Origin of the sequence: Bradyrhizobium sp. SYSU BS000235 (assembly GCF_049747295.1) — a bacterium.
GTDB lineage: Bacteria > Pseudomonadota > Alphaproteobacteria > Rhizobiales > Xanthobacteraceae > Afipia.
In genome coordinates this window covers 581775-600986 of record NZ_JBMHJM010000001.1, presented here as the reverse complement: position 1 = coordinate 600986, position 19212 = coordinate 581775, and the positions used below count along the sequence as shown (strand labels likewise).

17 protein-coding genes are annotated in these 19212 nt (G+C 60.2%); 11 read left to right on the top strand and 6 right to left on the bottom strand.

From position 1 onward, the window contains the following. The first annotated feature begins 107 nt into the window (after nucleotides 1-107). Complete coding sequence (gene alaS, locus ACP0KA_RS02720) at nucleotides 108-2765, top strand: alanine--tRNA ligase (protein ID WP_424627301.1); 2658 nt, start codon at nucleotides 108-110, stop codon at nucleotides 2763-2765. A gap of 23 nt (nucleotides 2766-2788) precedes the next feature. Here the strand turns inward: alaS and ACP0KA_RS02715 are convergent, their stop codons facing one another. Further along, nucleotides 2789-3763 carry a glycerophosphodiester phosphodiesterase family protein gene (locus tag ACP0KA_RS02715; protein ID WP_424627300.1) on the bottom strand — a complete coding sequence of 325 codons (975 nt, stop codon included), beginning with the start codon at nucleotides 3761-3763 and terminating at the stop codon, nucleotides 2789-2791. Nucleotides 3764-3913: 150 nt separating this feature from the next. Here ACP0KA_RS02715 and ybaL point away from each other — a divergent pair, with 150 nt between their 5' ends. Next, a complete protein-coding gene (ybaL, locus tag ACP0KA_RS02710) occupies nucleotides 3914-5587 on the top strand; it encodes a YbaL family putative K(+) efflux transporter (RefSeq protein WP_424627299.1) in 1674 nt (557 codons plus the stop codon). Nucleotides 5588-5642: 55 nt separating this feature from the next. Here the strand turns inward: ybaL and ACP0KA_RS02705 are convergent, their stop codons facing one another. Then, nucleotides 5643-6857 carry an NADP-dependent isocitrate dehydrogenase gene (locus tag ACP0KA_RS02705; RefSeq protein WP_424627298.1) on the bottom strand — a complete coding sequence of 405 codons (1215 nt, stop codon included), beginning with the start codon at nucleotides 6855-6857 and terminating at the stop codon, nucleotides 5643-5645. 483 nt (nucleotides 6858-7340) lie between these two features. Between ACP0KA_RS02705 and ACP0KA_RS02700 the strand changes: the two genes are divergently transcribed. The 3 genes from ACP0KA_RS02700 (at nucleotide 7341) to cynS (ending at nucleotide 9949) form a co-directional block, all read left to right on the top strand. Then, nucleotides 7341-8549 (top strand): TrmJ/YjtD family RNA methyltransferase, encoded by a 1209-nt coding sequence (locus tag ACP0KA_RS02700; protein WP_424627297.1) that lies wholly within the window; start codon nucleotides 7341-7343, stop codon nucleotides 8547-8549. A 206-nt stretch (nucleotides 8550-8755) separates the two neighbouring features. After that, a complete protein-coding gene (locus ACP0KA_RS02695; RefSeq protein ID WP_424627296.1) occupies nucleotides 8756-9247 on the top strand; it encodes a GlcG/HbpS family heme-binding protein in 492 nt (163 codons plus the stop codon). 219 nt (nucleotides 9248-9466) lie between these two features. Beyond that, on the top strand, nucleotides 9467-9949 hold the full coding sequence (cynS, locus tag ACP0KA_RS02690) for a cyanase (RefSeq protein ID WP_424627295.1): 483 nt from the start codon (nucleotides 9467-9469) through the stop codon (nucleotides 9947-9949). A gap of 83 nt (nucleotides 9950-10032) precedes the next feature. Here the strand turns inward: cynS and ACP0KA_RS02685 are convergent, their stop codons facing one another. Further along, the gene (locus tag ACP0KA_RS02685) at nucleotides 10033-10350 is read right to left on the bottom strand and encodes a DUF1476 domain-containing protein (RefSeq protein ID WP_424627294.1); all 318 of its coding nucleotides are present in this window, start codon (nucleotides 10348-10350) and stop codon (nucleotides 10033-10035) included. A gap of 290 nt (nucleotides 10351-10640) precedes the next feature. On the opposite strand from ACP0KA_RS02685, the gene purC reads away from it, so the two are divergent. After that, nucleotides 10641-11408, top strand: a complete 768-nt coding sequence (gene purC, locus ACP0KA_RS02680) for a phosphoribosylaminoimidazolesuccinocarboxamide synthase (RefSeq protein ID WP_424627293.1) — start codon at nucleotides 10641-10643, stop codon at nucleotides 11406-11408. 5 nt (nucleotides 11409-11413) lie between these two features. Further along, nucleotides 11414-11653, top strand: coding sequence for a phosphoribosylformylglycinamidine synthase subunit PurS (gene purS, locus ACP0KA_RS02675; RefSeq protein WP_424627292.1), 240 nt, complete (start codon nucleotides 11414-11416; stop codon nucleotides 11651-11653). 63 nt (nucleotides 11654-11716) lie between these two features. Here the strand turns inward: purS and ACP0KA_RS02670 are convergent, their stop codons facing one another. Next, a complete protein-coding gene (locus ACP0KA_RS02670) occupies nucleotides 11717-12748 on the bottom strand; it encodes a fumarylacetoacetate hydrolase family protein (RefSeq protein WP_424627291.1) in 1032 nt (343 codons plus the stop codon). A gap of 140 nt (nucleotides 12749-12888) precedes the next feature. Between ACP0KA_RS02670 and purQ the strand changes: the two genes are divergently transcribed. Both purQ and purL read left to right on the top strand, forming a co-directional pair. Next, nucleotides 12889-13590: a phosphoribosylformylglycinamidine synthase subunit PurQ gene (gene purQ / locus ACP0KA_RS02665; RefSeq protein WP_424627290.1), complete on the top strand. Its 702-nt coding sequence runs from the start codon at nucleotides 12889-12891 to the stop codon at nucleotides 13588-13590. 301 nt (nucleotides 13591-13891) lie between these two features. Continuing rightward, entirely contained in the window at nucleotides 13892-16102 is a 2211-nt protein-coding gene (gene purL, locus ACP0KA_RS02660) for a phosphoribosylformylglycinamidine synthase subunit PurL (protein WP_424627289.1), read from the top strand. A 9-nt stretch (nucleotides 16103-16111) separates the two neighbouring features. Here purL and ACP0KA_RS02655 read toward each other — a convergent pair whose 3' ends face one another. After that, complete coding sequence (locus ACP0KA_RS02655) at nucleotides 16112-16480, bottom strand: DUF427 domain-containing protein (RefSeq protein ID WP_424627288.1); 369 nt, start codon at nucleotides 16478-16480, stop codon at nucleotides 16112-16114. Nucleotides 16481-16776: 296 nt separating this feature from the next. Between ACP0KA_RS02655 and ACP0KA_RS02650 the strand changes: the two genes are divergently transcribed. After that, a complete protein-coding gene (locus ACP0KA_RS02650; protein WP_424627287.1) occupies nucleotides 16777-17013 on the top strand; it encodes a BolA family protein in 237 nt (78 codons plus the stop codon). 37 nt (nucleotides 17014-17050) lie between these two features. Next, entirely contained in the window at nucleotides 17051-18223 is a 1173-nt protein-coding gene (locus ACP0KA_RS02645; protein WP_424631472.1) for a low temperature requirement protein A, read from the top strand. Between the two features lie 6 nt (nucleotides 18224-18229). On the opposite strand, the gene egtD is transcribed toward ACP0KA_RS02645, so the two are convergent. Beyond that, on the bottom strand, nucleotides 18230-19204 hold the full coding sequence (gene egtD / locus ACP0KA_RS02640) for an L-histidine N(alpha)-methyltransferase (protein WP_424627286.1): 975 nt from the start codon (nucleotides 19202-19204) through the stop codon (nucleotides 18230-18232). Nucleotides 19205-19212: the final 8 nt, after the last annotated feature.

Sequence of the window (19212 nt, the reverse complement as noted above, 5' to 3'; positions counted from 1 at the left end):
CGGGGGACGCTTTCTGGACATGCGAAATTCCCGCGTCTAAAAGCAGAGCGGGACACCCATTGCACGCGTCATGATCGCGGGCGGTATTTTAGCGCGATTGGACGATTATGAGCGGCGTTAACGAGATCAGATCAGCGTATTTGAATTACTTTGCGAAGAATGGTCACGAGATCGTGCCATCATCGCCGCTGGTTCCACGCAATGATCCGACATTGATGTTCACCAATGCGGGCATGGTGCAGTTCAAGAACGTCTTCACCGGTCTTGAGAACCGCCCCTACCAGCGCGCCACAACGTCGCAAAAGTGCGTCCGGGCCGGCGGCAAGCATAACGACCTCGACAATGTCGGTTACACCGCCCGGCACCACACCTTCTTCGAGATGCTCGGCAATTTCTCGTTCGGCGACTATTTCAAGGAGCGCGCCATCGAGCTTGCCTGGAATCTGGTCACCAAAGAATACGGTCTCGCGAAGGACCGCTTGCTGGTGACCGTCTATTCCGAAGATGACGAGGCGTTCGGACTCTGGAAGAAAATCGCAGGCCTGCCGGAATCGAAAATCATCCGCATCGCGACTTCGGACAATTTCTGGCAGATGGGCGACACCGGTCCCTGCGGGCCGTCGTCGGAAATCTTCTTCGACCATGGCGACAAGATTCCGGGCGGACCTCCCGGTTCGCCGGATGAGGATGGCGACCGCTTCATCGAGATCTGGAATCTCGTGTTCATGCAGTTCGACCAGATCGAGCCGGGCAACCGCGTTCCGCTTCCGAAGCCGTCGATCGACACCGGCATGGGGCTGGAGCGCATCGCCGCGGTGCTGCAGGGCAAGCACGACAATTACGACATCGACCTGTTCGTCGCGCTGATCCGCGCGATCTCGGAATTGACGGGGGCTGATCCGCACGGTCCGCAAAAGGCGTCGCTGCGCGTGATTGCCGATCACTTGCGCGCATCCTCGTTCCTGATTTCGGATGGCGTGCTGCCGTCGAACGAAGGCCGCGGTTATGTCCTGCGCCGGATCATGCGTCGCGCCATGCGCCACGGCCAGCTGCTCGGGGCCAAAGAGCCGCTGATGTATCGCCTCGTTTGGGCGCTGGTGCGCGAGATGGGGCAGGCCTATCCCGAACTGGTCCGCGCCGAGAACCTGATCGAGGAAACGCTGAAGCTGGAGGAAACACGTTTCCGCAAGACGCTTGAGCGTGGCCTTGCGATCCTCGACGAGAAGAGCGTTTCGCTGAAGAAAGGCGACATGTTTGACGGCGAAACGGCTTTCACCCTCTACGACACCTACGGCTTCCCGCTCGACCTGACGCAGGATGCGCTGCGCAACCGTGGCATCAGCGTCGATATCGCCTCGTTCACCGATGCGATGGATCAGCAGCGCGCCAAGGCACGCGCCGCATGGGCCGGCTCTGGTGATACCGCGACCGAGAAGGTCTGGTTTCCGCTGCGGGAGAAGCTCGGCGCGACCGAGTTTCTCGGCTACGACACCGAGATCGCAGAAGGCGTCGTCACTGCACTTGTGAAGGATGGTGCTGAGGTCGACAGCCTGAAGACCGGCGACAGCGGTGCCGTCGTGATGAACCAGACGCCGTTCTATGGCGAGTCCGGTGGTCAGGTCGGCGACACCGGCGTGTTGACCGGCGAAGGCGTGCGCATCCGCGTCACCGATACCCAGAAGAAGGGTGGCGACCTGTTCGTGCATCTCGGCACGGTCGAGCAGGGCACGCTGAAGCCCGGCATGGCGTTACAGCTTGAAGTGGATCACGCACGACGATCCGCGATCCGCGCCAACCACTCCGCGACGCACCTTCTGCACGAGGCACTGCGGCAGGTGCTCGGCGATCATATCGCGCAACGCGGATCGCTGGTCGCTCCTGAACGTCTGCGCTTCGACTTCGCGCATAACAAGCCGATCACCCCGGACGAGTTGCGCCGCATCGAGGACATCGCCAACGATATCGTGATCGAGAACGGCGAGGTCGTCACCCGTTCGATGGCGGTGGACGATGCGCGGGCTTCCGGTGCGCGTGCGCTGTTCGGCGAAAAGTACGGTGATGAAGTGCGCGTGGTGTCCATGGGCAAGGGCTCCGGCAACACGCTCGGCTGGTCGGTGGAACTGTGCGGCGGCACGCACGTCAAGCGGACCGGTGACATCGGATTGATCTCGGTGAGCGGTGAAAGCGCGGTCGCATCAGGCGTCCGGCGCATCGAGGCGCTGACTGGCAGGATCGCGCGGCAGGCGGCAAATGCGAGCATCCAGACCGCGAAGACCGCCGCTGCTGAATTGAAGACGACCCTTGAAGACATGCCCGCACGCGTCGCGGCGCTGATCGAGGAGCGCAAGAAGCTCGAGCGCGATCTGTCCGATGCGCGCAAGAAGCTCGCCATGGGCGGCGGTGCATCGGCGGGTGGTGCCGGCTCCGACATCCGCACCATCGGCGATGTGAAGTTCCTTGGCCGTGCCGTACAGGGCATCGAGATGAAAGATCTCAAGAGCCTTGCGGATGACGGCAAGAAGCAGGTCGGGCAGGGCGTCGTTGCGATCGTCGGCGTCACGGAAGACGGCAAGGCGGGCGTCGTCGTCGGCGTCACGCCGGATCTGACAGCACGCTTCAGCGCCGTCGATCTGGTGCGCGTGGCATCCGAAGCGCTGGGCGGCAAGGGCGGCGGTGGCCGCCCGGACATGGCGCAAGCCGGCGGCCCCGACGGCACCAAGGCGGATGCTGCGTTGAAGGCGATCGAAACCGCGATGGGCGGCTAGGTCTCAGCACTCGCTGGCTCGTGTCACTTCTCGGAGGCGAGGAGTGGTGCGATGCGGTCGATGCGGTTGGTCCAGAGTCCACCGGAAAACGGCTTCGGGACGTTTCGAAGATCGTCGCGGCTGTCGATCCCTCGCGAGAACGGTTCGCCTTCCATTGGGCCGATGATGAAGACATCCGAGCCCACGCGTTTCATGCGTTTGACGAACAAATTCGGCCAGCCCCACATCCAGGGCGCGTAGTCGGACGGCATCAACACGAGACTGTGGCCGCAGTCTGCCGGAACGAACCCGGCCCAGCCAATCAGTGCATAGCGGATGACGCATGATTTGAGCGTCGCCTTCGACATGGTCTGAATTTTAGGAAGTCTTGCACGGACCACCGCCACCGGACGATCTCCGCCGTACACCATCAGTCTTTCAAGCTGATTGGGTGGCAAGCCAGTGAGATACTTTTCGAGCGTTTCACCTTCGACCGGGTCGTTGCTTTTGACGTGGATGAGGAAGCGCTTGTCAGGAAAGCGCGCAAGCACCTCATCAAGCGTTGGCATCAGTCCGACACCCTCGCCCCGGAACGGAAACGTCTCGCCACCATCGGATGTGTAGCCGTAGCCGACGTCCAGCTTCTTCAGATCGGCCATGCTCTGCTCGCGCGTGACGCCGCGGCCGTCGGTGCGGCAGTCCTGCGTCCAATCATGGAAGACGGCGAATTGTCCGTCGGTTGTGGGATGGATATCGAGTTCGACAATGTCCGCTCCAGCCGAGAATGCCGCCTGCATCGAGGGGATGGTGTTCTCGATGTAGGGATGTTCGGGCGGATGGATGCGCGCTGCCGTGCAGGTCGTATCGGTCAATCCCGCGGAATCATATGTTTGGGCCAACCCGCGGTGGGCAAGCAGCAGCGGCTTCGAATTTGGCGTGGTCCAGAGCGACGTGTTGTTCAGCCAGATCGCTAATGCGATCAAAGCGCCGATCATGAATCCGAGGCCGAATCGCCGCATGTGGTGTTTCCTTTACACATCAGAGCGCAATCGAGTGCGGCCAAACCGAGGCAGGCGACAACGAGTCTAGACCAGATCGTGTGTGCGCTGCGGCGATGCGTCACCCGCAAACGCGCTGGTATCTCGTTCATCCGCACCGCAAAATGCCGTATGAATCACAACACACCTCTGATCTCGACGGTCGTGGTTGGACTCGTGCTGGCCTTTGTGCTCGGCGCGGTGGCCCAGCGTTTCCGTGTATCGCCTCTCGTTGGCTATCTGCTCGCCGGCGTGCTGATGGGGCCGTTTACACCCGGCTACGTTGCCGACCAGAACATCGCCAATGAGCTCGCCGAAATCGGAATCATCCTTCTGATGTTCGGTGTCGGCTTGCATTTTTCCCTGAAAGATTTGCTGTCGGTTCGGGCCATCGCGATCCCCGGCGCAACAGTCCAGATCGCGGTGGCGACGCTGCTGGGTATGGCACTGGCCTGGTTACTCGGCTGGCCCCTCGGGGGCGGTCTCGTGTTCGGCCTCGCACTCTCCGTCGCCAGCACGGTGGTGTTGCTGCGCGCGCTGCAGGAGCGGCGGCTGATCGACACCGAGCGAGGGCGCATCGCGGTCGGCTGGCTGATCGTTGAAGACCTTGCCATGGTGCTGACGCTGGTGCTTCTGCCGGCACTGGCAGGCCTGCTGAAGGGCGAGGCAACCAATGGCGCAGGCCTCGTCGCGCTGGCGATGCCTATTCTGGCGACACTCGGCAAGGTCGCCGCTTTCGTGATCTTCATGCTGGTGGTCGGGCGCCGCGTCATCCCCTGGATCCTGCACTATGTCGCCCATACAGGATCGCGTGAGCTGTTTCGGCTGGCGGTGTTTGCGATCTCGCTCGGTGTGGCGTTCGGTGCAGCCGTTCTGTTCGATGTGTCGTTCGCGCTCGGCGCGTTTTTCGCCGGCATGATTCTGAGCGAGTCCGAGCTCAGTCAGCGCGCCGCCAACGAAACTTTGCCGCTGCGCGACGCATTTGCGGTTTTGTTCTTCGTGTCGGTCGGCATGCTGGTTGATCCGGCGATCCTGCTGAATGAGCCGCTGCCGCTGCTGGCAACGGTGCTGATCATCATTCTCGGCAAATCCGTCGCGGCTTTCGCCATCGTCCGTTTGTTCGGCTATCCGACATCGACCGCGCTGACCATTTCAGCGAGCCTCGCGCAAATCGGCGAGTTCTCCTTCATCCTTGCTGGTCTCGGTGTCAGCCTCGAATTGCTGCCGGATCGCGGGCGCGATCTAGTGCTCGCGGGCGCTATCATCTCGATCATGCTGAACCCGCTGTTCTTCGCGATGCTTGACCGCATGTTGGCAGGCACCGATGAGAAACCAAAGCTGTCCGGCAAGAAGGAGGCGGCTGTTCCCCGCGTCCCGCTGCCGGTGTCGCAACTGTCCAATCATGTGGTGCTGGTGGGACACGGCCGTGTCGGCAGTGTTGTCAGCAAGGCGTTGCGCGAAGCCAATACGCCGTTGCTGGTGATCGAGGATACGCCGGGCGCGGTGGAGCGGTTGCGGCAGGAAGGCGTGGAAGTGATTACAGGCAATGCCGCGGCGCCCGACATGCTGCAGGCTGCGAATGTCGGCGCGGCCCGCGGATTGCTGGTCGCGATTCCCGATGCCTTTGAAGGCGGGCAGATCGTGGCCAAGGCCCGTGCGATCAGCGGCGCGCTTCCCATTATTGCGCGGGCGCACTCCGAGGAGGAAATCGCGCACCTGAAGCATCATGGTGCGAATTCAGTCATCATGGGCGAGCAGGAAATTGCAAAAGCGATGCTTGCCCAGATCGGCGCGGTAGACGCCTGATATGAAAAAGGCGCGGATCGCTCCGCGCCTTTTTGTGTTTCGTATCTGAGGCTGCTTACGCTGCCATCGCCTTGGTGAGGTTCTCCGCGACCTTGTCGAGGAAGCCGGTGGTGGAGAGCCAGCGCTGATCGGCGCCGACGAGCAGCGCGAGATCCTTGGTCATGTGGCCGGCTTCGACGGTCTCGACGCACACCTTCTCCAGTGTGTCGGCGAACTTGGCGAGCTGCGCGTTGTTGTCGAGCTTGGCGCGGTGGCTGAGGCCACGGGTCCAGGCGAAGATCGAGGCGATGGAGTTGGTCGAGGTCTCCTTGCCCTTCTGGTGCTCGCGGAAGTGGCGGGTCACCGTGCCGTGGGCGGCTTCCGCTTCCATCGTCTTGCCATCGGGCGTCAGCAGGACCGAGGTCATCAGGCCGAGCGAGCCGTAACCCTGTGCAACGGTGTCGGACTGAACGTCGCCGTCGTAGTTCTTACAGGCCCAGACATAACCGCCCGACCACTTCATCGCTGCGGCGACCATGTCGTCGATCAGGCGGTGCTCGTAGGTGATGCCCTTGGCGTCGAAGTCCTTCTTGAACTCCTTATCGAACACTTCCTGGAAGATGTCCTTAAAGCGACCGTCGTACTGCTTGAGGATCGTGTTCTTGGTCGACAGATAGACGGGGTAGCCGCGGGCGAGGCCCAGGTTCATCGACGAACGCGCAAAGTCGCGGATCGAATCGTCGAGGTTGAACATGCCGAGGGTGACGCCGGGGCCGGGGGCCTTGAACACTTCGCGCTCGATGACCTTGCCGTCGTCGCCGACGAACTTGATGCTGATGGTGCCGGCGGTCGGGAACTTGAAGTCTGTGGCGCGGTACTGATCGCCGAAAGCATGGCGGCCGATGATGATCGGCTTGGTCCAGCCCGGAACAAGGCGTGGCACGTTCTTGCAGATGATCGGCTCGCGGAACACGACGCCGCCGAGGATGTTGCGGATGGTGCCGTTCGGCGACTTCCACATTTCCTTGAGGTTGAATTCCTTCACGCGTGCTTCGTCGGGGGTGATGGTTGCGCACTTCACGCCGACGCCGAATTTCTTGATGGCGGTAGCCGCGTCGATGGTGACCTGATCGTTGGTCTTGTCGCGGTGCTCCATCCCGAGGTCGAAATACATCAGGTCGATATCAAGAAACGGATGGATCAGTTTGTCCTTGATGTACTGCCAGATGATCCGGGTCATCTCGTCGCCGTCGAGGTCGACGACAGGGTTGGTCACCTTGATTTTTGCCATGTGTGATCGGGCCTTCTTGAGGGGAGTTTAGGCAATGGGAATGGTTTACGCGGGCGGCTATAGCACCCGAAAGAAGGCGGCGGAAGCCAGCCAAAGCATCACGGCTGCCCATTTTTGAGGATCGATGAGAGCCGTTCTAGCCGGGCGGCGTCAGACCACCGGAGCACCTTGACGGGTGGGTATGAATTCTGGCTTTGTCGCCCGGCGCGGGCGCCAAACGATCTTCGGGGTGGAGCTGCTTCGGCACCCCTGGGATTTTGCACCAGATTGAAGTGAAATCTCTATCTGATTGATTTATAATCAGAATTTCAGGCGGTTGAATCGTCGTCTTCAGATGTTGATTCAAAGAGTTCACAGCCTGAATCAAATTCTTCAGCGCTTGAATCAAAATCTTAGGTCGTTGAATCAAGTTCTTCAGGTCTTGATTCAAGACGTTGGCCGTCTGAATCAACGCGTTCAGTTATCGAATCGGAAAGTGAAGCCATGTCCGGTACGGACAAGACCAAAGCCGGCATCGAATTGACCGGGCCCATCGTGGTTCTGGTCGAGCCGCAGCTCGGCGAGAACATCGGCATGTGCGCCCGCGCCATGGGCAATTTCGGGCTGACGCGGCTGCGTATCGTCAATCCGCGCGATGGCTGGCCGAACATGGCGGCCCAGCGTGCAGCTGCGGGAGCCGACCATATCCTCAACAGCGTGGAACTGTTCGATACGGTTGAAGCGGCGGTTGCGGACTGCTCGCTGCTGTTTGCGACAACGGCCCGCGCCCATGACCAGGCCAAGCCAGTGGTGGGCCCTGAAGAGGCCGCCCAGCAGATCGTTCAGGAGACGGCAGCACAGGGCACGACCGCGATCCTGTTCGGACGCGAGCGCTGGGGCCTGATGAACGAAGAGGTTGCTCTCGCCAATCGCATCATCACCTTTCCAGTCAACCCGGGCTTTGCTTCGCTGAACCTCGCCCAGGCGGTGCTGCTCATGGGGTACGAGTGGTTCAAGCTTGCGACATCGAATGCGTTGCCGTTCGATATGCCGGAGCGTTCGGAGCGGGCGTCCAATCACCAGATGCAGGCGTTTTTCGACAATCTGGTCAGCGAACTCGACAAGGTCGAATTCCTTCGTCCGCCGGAAAAGCGCGAGGTGATGCTGGTCAACCTGCGCAACATCTTCACCCGGATGGAGCCGAGCAAGCAGGATATGCACACCCTGCACGGCGTCGTCATGTCAATCGCCGAGGGCCGCAAAGGACCGGCCAAGGGAGGCGTTCTCGATGGCAGCGACGCCACCCGGCTGCGCGCACTGCTGGCGGAGCACAGTGAAGCGCGGTCGCCATCCGAGAGCGGTACGGTGCGCGGCTTGGCAAGGCTGCTACGCCGTAATCCGACGGATGCGGAGCGTATCCTGTGGCAAGCGTTGACGACGGATCGTCGCTTTGCCGCGCAGTTCAAACGGCAAACGCCGGTGGGGCGTCATATCCCGGATTTCGTTTCCTTTACCCGCCGCGTTGCGATCGAGATCGTGCATCCGGGAGAAAACGAGACGGTCTCGCGAGATCGTGCTGCTCGCCGCGAATGGCTGGCCCAGCGCGACTATCGTGTTGTCGATCTGTCGTCCGAGCAGATCGAGAAGGATGTGGAAGCGGTGCTTGTCGAGATCGCGAGCGCAATTCAGGGGGCGTCAGCTAGCGGCGCTTGAACGAATTGTGCCGTTTCAACGACGGTTCTTCGTCAAGCTTCAGAGATCTGCTGCAAGCACCGAATCGATGAGGTTTCAGATTACCTTGAAGTGATGTCGCGGCGTTCGCTGCTGCAGCATACCTCCCGACAATTATTCCTCAGCGCTAGGATTAAACTGGGCTAGGAAGGGTTGTTTCAAAACTAACATATTAGGGAGGTTCATCTATGCGTTTGTCAGGTCTCGCGTTGCTCGCCTCTGCCTCTGTTTTCGCCTGCGGTTCTGCACATGCACAGGCGCCTCAAGTCGAAAAGAATATCTCGATGGGAATGGCGATGGCCATTCTCCAAGGGACGCTCGATCAGTGCACGAAGGACGGCTACAAGGTTTCCATCACCATCATCGATAAAGCCGGCAACGTTGCCGCACAAATCCGCGGTGATGGCACCAATCCCCACACCATGGAATTCAGCCGGCTGAAAGCCTATACGGCGCGCACGCGCGGACAGACGTCAGGTGAATTCGCGAAACTCACGTCCGATCCGGAGAGGGCTTACCTGCGTCAGATTCCCGGAACGGTCTGGGCCGCGGGCGGTGTACCGATCAAGGTCGGTAACGAGACCATCGGCGCGGTTGGCGTATCCGGAGCTCCGGGCGGCGAGAAGGATGAAGTCTGCGCCAATGCCGGCATCGCGAAAGTCGCGGACGGGCTGAAGTAAGAAGCGTGTAGCGACAAACTTCAAACTTAATGCCCGGCGAGCGCGACAGACCCATCGCGCTCGCCGTTTCATTTGAAGATCCCATTGCGTAGTTTCACGGCGTTCGCTGCAAGTTTTTGCGGCAGTTTGGGCGGCAAACTCAACCTTTTCCCGCGATGAACGTTGGCACAGCTGTTGCTGATGATTTTCTGAACGATGCAACTCATTCAGGAGAACGTCATGAAGCGATCCGATCTCACCGAGAAACTCCTCGACATCAAGCGCGACAAAGGCTGGACGTGGAAATACATCTGCGAGCAGATCGGCGGGTATTCAGAAGTGCTGATCACCGGCGCCATCCTCGGCCAGATGAAGCTCACCAAGCCGCAGGCGGCTAACGCGGGCGAACTGTTCGGATTGTCGAAATCCGAAATCGCGATGCTTAACGAGACGCCAATGCGCGGCATGCCGATGCCGCCGACCGATCCGCTGATCTACCGCTTCTATGAGCTGGTGATGGTCAACGGTCCGGCCTGGAAGGCCCTGATCGAGGAGGAGTATGGCGACGGCATCATGTCCGCGATCGACTTTGATATGGTGATGGAGCGCCTGCCCAATCCGAAGGGGGACCGCGTGAAGATCACCATGTCGGGCAAGTTCCTGCCGTACAAGTATTACGGTGCCTCGGGCAACGTCCCGGAATACGGCTTCAAGGAAGGTTGACCGGAGAAAATCGGGAGGCCCGAAAAATTTGGCCCGCGAGGACGATCCCGCGGGCCGGTCAGGAGATTTAAGATTTGAGGCCGCTATTGGCCGGACTTGACCTGGGCCACGGCGACCGCGACCAACTCGTCCATTTTTTGGCGGATTTCGGCTTCGGAGATCCCCTTGTCCGCAAGGTCCTTTGCGACCTTGCGAAGGACATCGCCATCGCCGGCCTCTTCAAAGTCAGCAGACACCACGTCCTTGGCATAAGCGGCGGCCTCATCGCCGGTCTTGCCCAATTTTTCGGCGGCCCAAAGGCCCAAAAGTCTGTTCCGGCGGGCTTCCGCCTTGAACTTTTGTTCCTCGTCGAGGGCGAACTTCTTCTCGAAGCCTTCCTGGCGCTTGTCGAAACTGGACATATATCTGTTCCATCAGCTGAAATTGCGCCGCCGGGGCTGGCTGCGCGAGGCCTTTGGATACCGTTCGCGGGACCCCGAAGGCAACGGACGAGAGGTCGCAGGAAGGACCAAAGAGGCCGGTAAAACCCCTGTCATTACGTTGTATCGGCCAGATCAATAGGTTAGGTTGCCTTGGAGTCCAGTTCGCGGTTTGTTTCACGATTCTGGGCTTCGTGGCAGCTCCGCCGCGGGTCGCGTAATCACCCGGAGCACCCCAATCCATGGATTTCAACAACACACGGTACATCCCTATGAGCCGTCGGCGTCGGATTTACGAAGGCAAGGGCAAGGTCCTCTATGAAGGTCCCGAACCCGGCACCCTGATTCAACATTTCAAGGACGACGCCACCGCGTTTAATGCTAAGAAACACCAGGTGATCGAGGGCAAGGGCGTCCTCAATAACCGGATTTCGGAATACGTCTTCCAGCATTTGAATGACATCGGTGTACCGACGCACTTCATCAAGCGTCTCAACATGCGCGAGCAGTTGATCCGCGAAGTCGAGATCGTTCCGCTCGAGGTTGTCGTGCGCAACGTCGCCGCAGGTTCGCTCTCGCAGCGCCTTGGGATCGAGGAAGGCACGCAGTTGCCGCGTTCGATCATCGAGTTCTATTACAAGAACGATCAGCTCGGCGATCCGATGGTTTCGGAAGAGCACATCACGGCGTTTGGCTGGGCCACGCCGCAGGAGATCGACGACATGATGGCGCTGGCCATCCGCGTCAACGACTTCCTGACCGGACTGTTTCTCGGCATCGGCATCCGTCTCGTGGACTTCAAGATGGAGTGCGGACGCCTGTTCGAAAACGACATGATGCGCATCATCGTCGCCGATGAAATCTCTCCGGATTCATGCCGGCTGTGGGACATCAAGTCGAACGAGAAGCTCGACAAGGATCGCTTCCGTCGCGATCTCGGCGGTTTGCTCGAAGCTTACACCGAAGTCGCCAAGCGTCTCGGTATCCTGATCGAAAACGAGCGTCCGGCTGGCTCCGGTCCGGTGCTGGTGAAGAGCTGATCGCAATGAAGGCACGTGTTACCGTTACATTGAAGAACGGCATTCTCGATCCGCAAGGCAAGGCCATTGAGGGGGCTTTGAAGTCCCTCGGCGTCGATGGCATCGCCAGCGTTCGTCAGGGCAAGGTGTTCGATATCGAGCTTGCTGTTGCCGACAAGGCGAAAGCTGAAGAGGCGCTCAAGGCTGCGGCCGACAAGCTGCTCGCCAACACGGTGATCGAGAACTACCGCGTCGAGATCGTCTGATCTTCAGTGAATTCAATGAAAACCACCGGCCTCGCGGCCGGTGGTTTTATTTTGGGTGATCGCTCAGGTCAGGGTGAATTCGAGGTCCCCGAGCTTGTCGATGCTGGAGACGATCTTGTCGCCGGCTTTGAGCCACACGCGTTTCTCGGGTGGATAGCCGAGGATCACGCCTTCCGGCGTGCCGGTAAAAATCAGGTCGCCCGGTTCGAGGGTCATGTAGCGCGAGGCATAGCTGACGAGCTTCCTGACGCTGAAGATCATGTTCTTGGTGTTGGCCGATTGGCGCTGCTCGCCATTGACCAGAGTCTTGAGGTTCAGGTTTTCCGGATCGACCTGATCGCCGGTCACGAGCCACGGACCAATGGGTCCCCAGCCGTCGCCGGTCTTTCCGAGCATCCACTGGCTCGAGCGAAGTTGCTGATCGCGTTCGGAGAAGTCCTGACCGGTGCAATAACCGAACACGTAATCTAGGGCATCCGCATCGCTAACGTTACGGGCCGTCTTGCCGATCACCGCGACCAGCTCGGTCTCATAATCGAAATTCTTGCCGGGCTCTTTCGAGACGACGATCGTGCCGCCGTGATGGTTGAGGGCGGAATTGTACTTGTTGAACAGGATCGGCTCCTTGGGGAGCTTCTCGTTAGCTTCGGCCGCATGCGCTTTGTAGTTCAGGCCGACGCAGATGATCTTGCTGGGTTCGGTGACGCAGGGCGCGAATTTGGCGGATGTCTCCGCAACCAGGTACTTGTCGCCGGCAGCTTTCGCCTTGTCGACGGTCGCCCTCAGCGCTGCGGCGTTGTATTCGCCGCTGATGACCTCATCGGTGGAGAGCGGTGCGCCGAGCTTGAAAGCCTCCTCGGCCGCGGACACATTCACGATGCCCTTGTCGGTGCGCACGCCGAGCGCGAGGCCCGCCGGGGTCTGCAGCATCGCCAACGTCATGTTCTTGGTGGTTTCGAGCTTCGGCAACTGGCTGGGGGCCGGGGTGGCGCTCTTGGTCTGGGCGAAGGCGTCGCGGGCGCTGGCAGAGAGCAGGCCACCGGCGACCACACCTGCGGCGGAAGACGTCAGGAATTTGCGACGATCATTGTCCATTGTTTCCATCCCTGTTTTCTTGTTGGTCAGCACGATTTTGCAGTGCTGGAACGTCAAGCTAACACTGGAAAATGCCCCCTCAAATGGGTAAGCCATGTGGAGAAGGCGTTGCCTACGCGCGCTTTATGATCGGAACCTCGATGAAATCAGCCATCCTCGTCTTTCCAGGCATCAACCGTGAACGTGACATGGCGCGGGCGCTGAAACTGGCGTCCGGCAACGATGCCGCGATGGTGTGGCACGCCGAGACCTCACTGCCGAAGGGGACGGATCTGGTCGTGGTCCCGGGCGGTTTTTCCTATGGCGATTATCTGCGATGCGGGGCGATTGCCGCGCGCGCGCCGGTGATGGACGCAGTGCGGGCCCACGCTGCCGCGGGCGGCCTCGTGCTCGGAGTTTGCAACGGTTTCCAGATCCTGTGCGAGTCCGGTCTGCTGCCCGGTGTTCTGATGCGCAACGCGCAGCTCAAGTTCATCTGCCGCGACGTGCACCTGCGGGTCGAGCGGTCGGATACGGCGTTTACACGGGGCTACAATGCGGGGCAGGTGATCCGCGTGCCGGTAGCGCATGGCGAAGGAAATTACGCCGCCGATGAAGAGACCATCCGCCGCCTGGAAGGCGACGGACGCGTGCTCTATCGCTACTGCTCGCCGGATGGCGAAGTCGGTGACACCCACAATATCAATGGCGCAGCCGCATCGATTGCAGGCATCGTCAGCGAGAAGGGCAATGTGCTGGGTATGATGCCGCATCCCGAGAACCATGTTGAAGACATCATGGGATGCACCGATGGCCGCGGATTGTTCGCTGGCCTCGCCGCGCATTTGAAGCGCGCAGCCTGATCGTCCACGGAAGAACTGACAAAATTTTCTGATAATTCCCGAACGCACCGCCTTAGCGGCGCGGCAAAAGCGAAACGTCGTTTCGGGGATTGGCGCGGCCAAGAGGCCCTGGCAAATCAATGGTCATTGCGCTTTGGTTAATGCAGTTTAAATAGTGTTCCTGGGCGTTCCCAAGCCGGAAAAAGGGCGTCCAGGGCTGTCCCCAGCTTTGGCCGCGCCTGAAGAAATTGACCGCCAAAAAGCCCTTTCCGCCTTCCCTGGTTCTCCGTAAACAGGGGCTTCCACAGCACCCTGCGAGCTCATGATTTCCAACGAACCCAAGATCACCCCCGAACTCGTCGCCAGCCACGGTCTCAAGCCGGATGAGTACGAGCGCATCCTCAAACTGATCGGGCGCGTTCCGAGCTTTACGGAACTGGGCATCTTTTCGGCGATGTGGAACGAGCATTGCTCGTACAAGTCCTCACGCATCCATTTGCGCGGCCTGCCGACCAAGGCGCCGTGGGTGATCCAGGGACCGGGTGAAAATGCCGGTGTGATCGATATCGGCGACGGCCTGGCTGTGGTTTTCAAAATGGAGAGCCACAACCACCCCAGCTACATCGAGCCGTATCAGGGCGCGACCACAGGTGTCGGCGGCATCCTGCGCGACGTCTTCACCATGGGCGCGCGACCTATTGCCTGCCTCAATGCGTTGAGCTTCGGCGATCCGTCACACCCGAAGACCCGTCATCTGGTGTCCGGCGTGGTCGCGGGCATCGGCGGCTATGGCAATTCGTTCGGCGTGCCGACCGTGGGCGGCCAGATGCGCTTCCACACGCGCTATGACGGCAACATCCTCGTTAATGCGATGGCGGTGGGGCTCGCGGAAGCTGACAAGATTTTCTATGCGGCGGCGAGCGGCGTGAACATGCCGATCGTCTACCTCGGCTCCAAGACCGGCCGCGACGGCATCCATGGCGCCACCATGGCCTCCGCCGAGTTCGATGATGCGAGCGAAGAAAAGCGCCCGACCGTGCAGGTGGGCGATCCGTTCGCGGAAAAGCTTCTGCTGGAAGCCTGCCTCGAAATCATGGAAGCGGATTGCGTGATCGCGATCCAGGATATGGGCGCGGCCGGTCTGACCTGCTCGGCCGTTGAGATGGGCGCGAAGGGTGATCTCGGCGTCGATCTTGACCTTGATTCCGTACCGACTCGCGAAACGGCGATGAGCGCCTACGAGATGATGCTCTCGGAAAGCCAGGAGCGCATGCTCATGGTGCTCAAGCCGGAAAAGGAAAAAGAGGCCGAAGCGATCTTCAAGAAGTGGGGCCTTGATTTCGCGGTGGTGGGCTACACCACGCCGTCAAAGCGTTTCGTCGTCAAGCATGGCGGCAGCGTGATGGCCGATCTGCCGATCAAGGAATTGGGTGACGAAGCCCCGCTCTATGACCGTCCGCATGTGCCATCGCCGCAGTTGCCGGTGATCCGGGCCCAGGATGTCAAGGCGCCGATCTCCAATTCTGAGGCGCTTTCCAAGCTGATCGCGACACCGGAATTGTGCTCGAAGCGCTGGGTCTGGGAGCAGTATGACCACGTCATCGGTGGCAATACTCTGCAACGCCCAGGTGGCGATGCCGCCGTCGTGCGCGTCCAGGATGGCCCGAAGGGGCTTGCGCTCACCGTCGATGTGACCCCGCGCTATTGCGAGGCCGACCCGTTCGAGGGCGGCAAGCAGGCGGTGGCTGAAGCCTGGCGCAACATCACGGCGGTTGGTGGCCGCCCGCTGGCGATCACCGACAACCTGAATTTCGGCAATCCGGAACGGCCCGAGATCATGGGCCAGTTCGTCGGCTGCCTGAAGGGCATCGCGGAAGCCTGCACGGCGCTGGATTTCCCGGTCGTGTCCGGCAACGTCTCGCTTTACAACGAGACCAACGGCCGCGGCATCCTGCCGACGCCCTCGATCGGCGGGGTGGGGCTGCTCGATGATTTCACCAAATCTGCGACCTTGGCGTTCAAGGCGGCGGATGAAGCTATCCTGTTGATAGGCGACACCCATGGCTGGCTCGGTCAGTCGGTCTACCTGCGGGACATTTGCGGCCGCGAGGAAGGTGCTCCGCCCCCGGTCGATCTTGCAACCGAGAAGCGCAACGGCGATGTGGTTCGCGGAATGATCAAGGGCGGCACCGCGAGCGCCGTGCATGACATCGCCGACGGCGGCCTGCTGGTGGCACTGGCCGAAATGGCTATGGCAAGCGGCATCGGTGCGATCCTCGATGCGCCGCCGGAGGAGCTTGTCCCGCATGCCTATTGGTTTGGGGAGGATCAGGCGCGCTACGTCGTCACCGTGCCCGAAGTCCATCTCCTGACGGTTCTGAGCAAGCTGAAAGCGGTCGACGTGCCGTGCCATGTCATCGGAAAGACAGGCGGTCACGACATCGCCGTTGAAGGTGAGGCGCCTGTCTCTATCGCTTCGCTCAAAGCCGGATTTGAGGGGTGGTTGCCGGGTTATATGGCGGGGAAGGGCTGAGGAACGGAGCTACAGTTCCTCAATCGTGACCTTGTCAGGATAAAATGCGAGGTGCCCGGCGATGTCTTTCACGGCATCGTAAGGCGCTTCGTAGGTCCAGATGGCGTTTTCCAGCGTCTTTCCATTCGCCGCGATGCTGAAATAGCCGGCGTCGCCCTTGTAGGGGCAATAGCTGGCATGGCTGGTGCGCTTCAGCTTGGCGGCAACCGCATCCTCGCGCGGAATGTATTGAACGGCCGGATAGCTCCCTTCCTTGAGGGTCAGGGCTTTGGTCGTTTCAGCTATCACCTCGCCATTGACGCTAATGCGAACTCTCTTCGGGTTGGGGACAACCGTGATCGGATGGTCCGGGCCAGGAATCTTCATTCGAGGGTTCATGACGGTATCTCCTGTCTGTATCGGAGATATAGGGACGATCAGCCGCAATGCTCGCGTGACCTCGCATGTTGCACGAGGTAGAATCGGGCATATTTGGTGCATTGCTAGTGTCCCGAATCCAAAGTCCGCCTTATCGTGCGGCGAGCACCGTAGCGGACTTTGGATTCGAGAGGACACTAGGAAGTTTATGATTCTAGTGTGGGTTAGGTTCAGAAGTTCGCTGGACGGACTCGCAGAACAAGTCGAGCGAACTTCTGAACCACCACACTAGCACGAGATGATCAGGAGACCGAGAAATGCCGATGGATGCGCGGGACATCGAAACGATGATCAAGGCCGCATTGCCCGACGCCCAGGTAACCATCCGAGACCTCGCCGGAGACGGAGACCACTACGCGGCGACGGTCATATCCGAGTCATTCCGTGGCAAATCTCGCGTTCAGCAACACCAGATCGTCTATCAGTCGCTGAAGGGGCAGATGGGTGGCGTGCTCCACGCCCTGGCGCTACAAACCGGCGTACCTGAATCCTAATTCAAACTCCCCGCTGTGTGACGAAACGGTGGCGCAGGTGAAGCAAGGTGAGACGTTGCTGCGGGAGCGATCCGCACACGGGCATCATCGCGTCACCTACGTCGAGCTGTTCTTCGATCTCGTGTTCGTTTTTGCGATCACGCAGATTTCCCACACGATGCTTGAGCATTTCACGTCGCTTGGCGTGCTTCAGACCGCGATTTTGTTCGTGGCTGTGTGGTGGGTCTGGATATTTACGTCGTGGATCACGAATTGGCTCGATCCTGAGCAAACTCCCGTGCGCATCATGCTCTTCGGCATGATGATCGCCGGGCTTTTGCTTTCGACCTCGATCCCAAAAGCGTTCGAGACGCGCGGCCTGGTGTTCGCGCTTGCCTTTGTCGGCATGCAGGTGGGCCGCTCGGTGTTTACCGCCTTGTCAATTCCGGCCTCGGAGCCGGCAATGCGGATGAACCTGGTGCGTATCGCATTGTGGCTGACGATCAGCGGTGTGTTCTGGATTGCCGGTGGTCTCGTCGACAGCGAAAAGCGCCTGATTTTCTGGATGATTGCCGTCGCGATCGAATATGCGGGACCGGCCATGCGCTTCCGCTTGCCGGGGCTCGGGCCATCTTCGCTTCAAGCCTGGGAGGTTGAGGGCGGGCACATGGCAGAGCGCTGCGCGCTCTTCATCATCATCGCACTCGGCGAGTCGATCGTCGTGACGGGCTCAACGTTTGCCGGCATCGATTGGACGGTGACCGCCATCATCGCGTTCGTCGTTGCTCTGCTGGGTAGCATTGCGATGTGGTGGGTCTACTTCCACCTCGGCGCCGAGGCCGGCTCCGACCAGATTTCAGGTTCACAGGACACCGGCCGTTTGGCACGGCTCGCTTATACATACCTGCATCTGCCGATCGTTGCTGGAATCGTGGTGGCCGCGGTCGGCGATGAATTGTTGCTGGCACATCCCGACGGTCACTCGGGCATCAAGGCCATCATCGGCATGATCGGCGGTCCACTGCTGTTTCTCGTTGGCGTCATCGCCTTCAAGTACACCATTCGCGGCCTTCTGCAGCTTTCTCACCTCGTGGGTATCGTGGCGCTGGTCGCCTTGATTCCATTCGCGCATCTATTGTCGCCGTTGGCTCTGTCGACGGCGACAACAGTCATCATGCTGATGGTGGCGGCGTGGGAAGCAATCTCGCTCGGGGCAACCAGACGAGCGTAACGCCCGTCACGCGCGTTCAGCGATCAAGGCATGAGCTGAAAACATGTCGCTCGGGTCGGTCCAGGTGGCACGAGACCCCCAACCGGAATCGCGTGCAAGCGCGATGAAGCGCTCAATGCTGTATTTATAGCTGCTTTCGGTGTGAATGCTTTCACCGGCACGGAACGAGACGGCGCGGCCCAGCACGCGTATCGTCTGCGACTTGAGGCTGACGAGGTGCATTTCGATGCGATGGCGCTCGCGATTGTAGATCGCGCGGTGCGTGAACGCCGAAAGATCAAAATTCCCGCCGAGTTCGCGGTTGATGCGCACCAACACGTTGAGATTGAATTTACCCGTAATGCCGGCAGTGTCATTGTAGGCGTCATGAAGGACGCGCTCGTCCTTCTCCAGATCGACGCCAACGATGAGGATTGCGCCTTCGCCGAGAATCTCGCGCGCGCTGCGCAGAAACGCACATGCTTCGTGCGGATCGAAGTTGCCGATGGTCGAACCGGGGAAGAAGCCGACCTTCGGCATGTCCTTGACAGCGTCGGGCAGCGCGAACGGTTTGGTGAAATCAGCCGTCACCGGATAAACGGCGAGGTTGGGGTAGTCCCTGCGGAGGGCGGCGGCCTGTCCGTTGAGGAAGTCGCCGGAAATGTCCACCGGCACATAGGCACCAAAGGTGCTTTCGTTGAGGAGCAAACGGACTTTGGTGGTCGCACCGGCACCGAACTCCACCAGTGCTGCGCCGGGGGGAATGGCGGCGGCGATGTCCGCGCCGCGATCGCGCAGGATGCGCAGTTCGGTACGGGTCGGATAATACTCCGGCAGCAGCGTGATCTGTTCGAACAATCTGGAGCCTGCCTCGTCGTAGAAATATTTCGGCGAGAGCCGCTTCGGTTGCTGCGTCAACCCCGCGATCACATCTTGCGCGAATGTGGTGTTCTTTTGGTCAACAAGCGGTGTGCTGGCCAGAGCGGTCGCGTGTACATTCATTGGGGGTC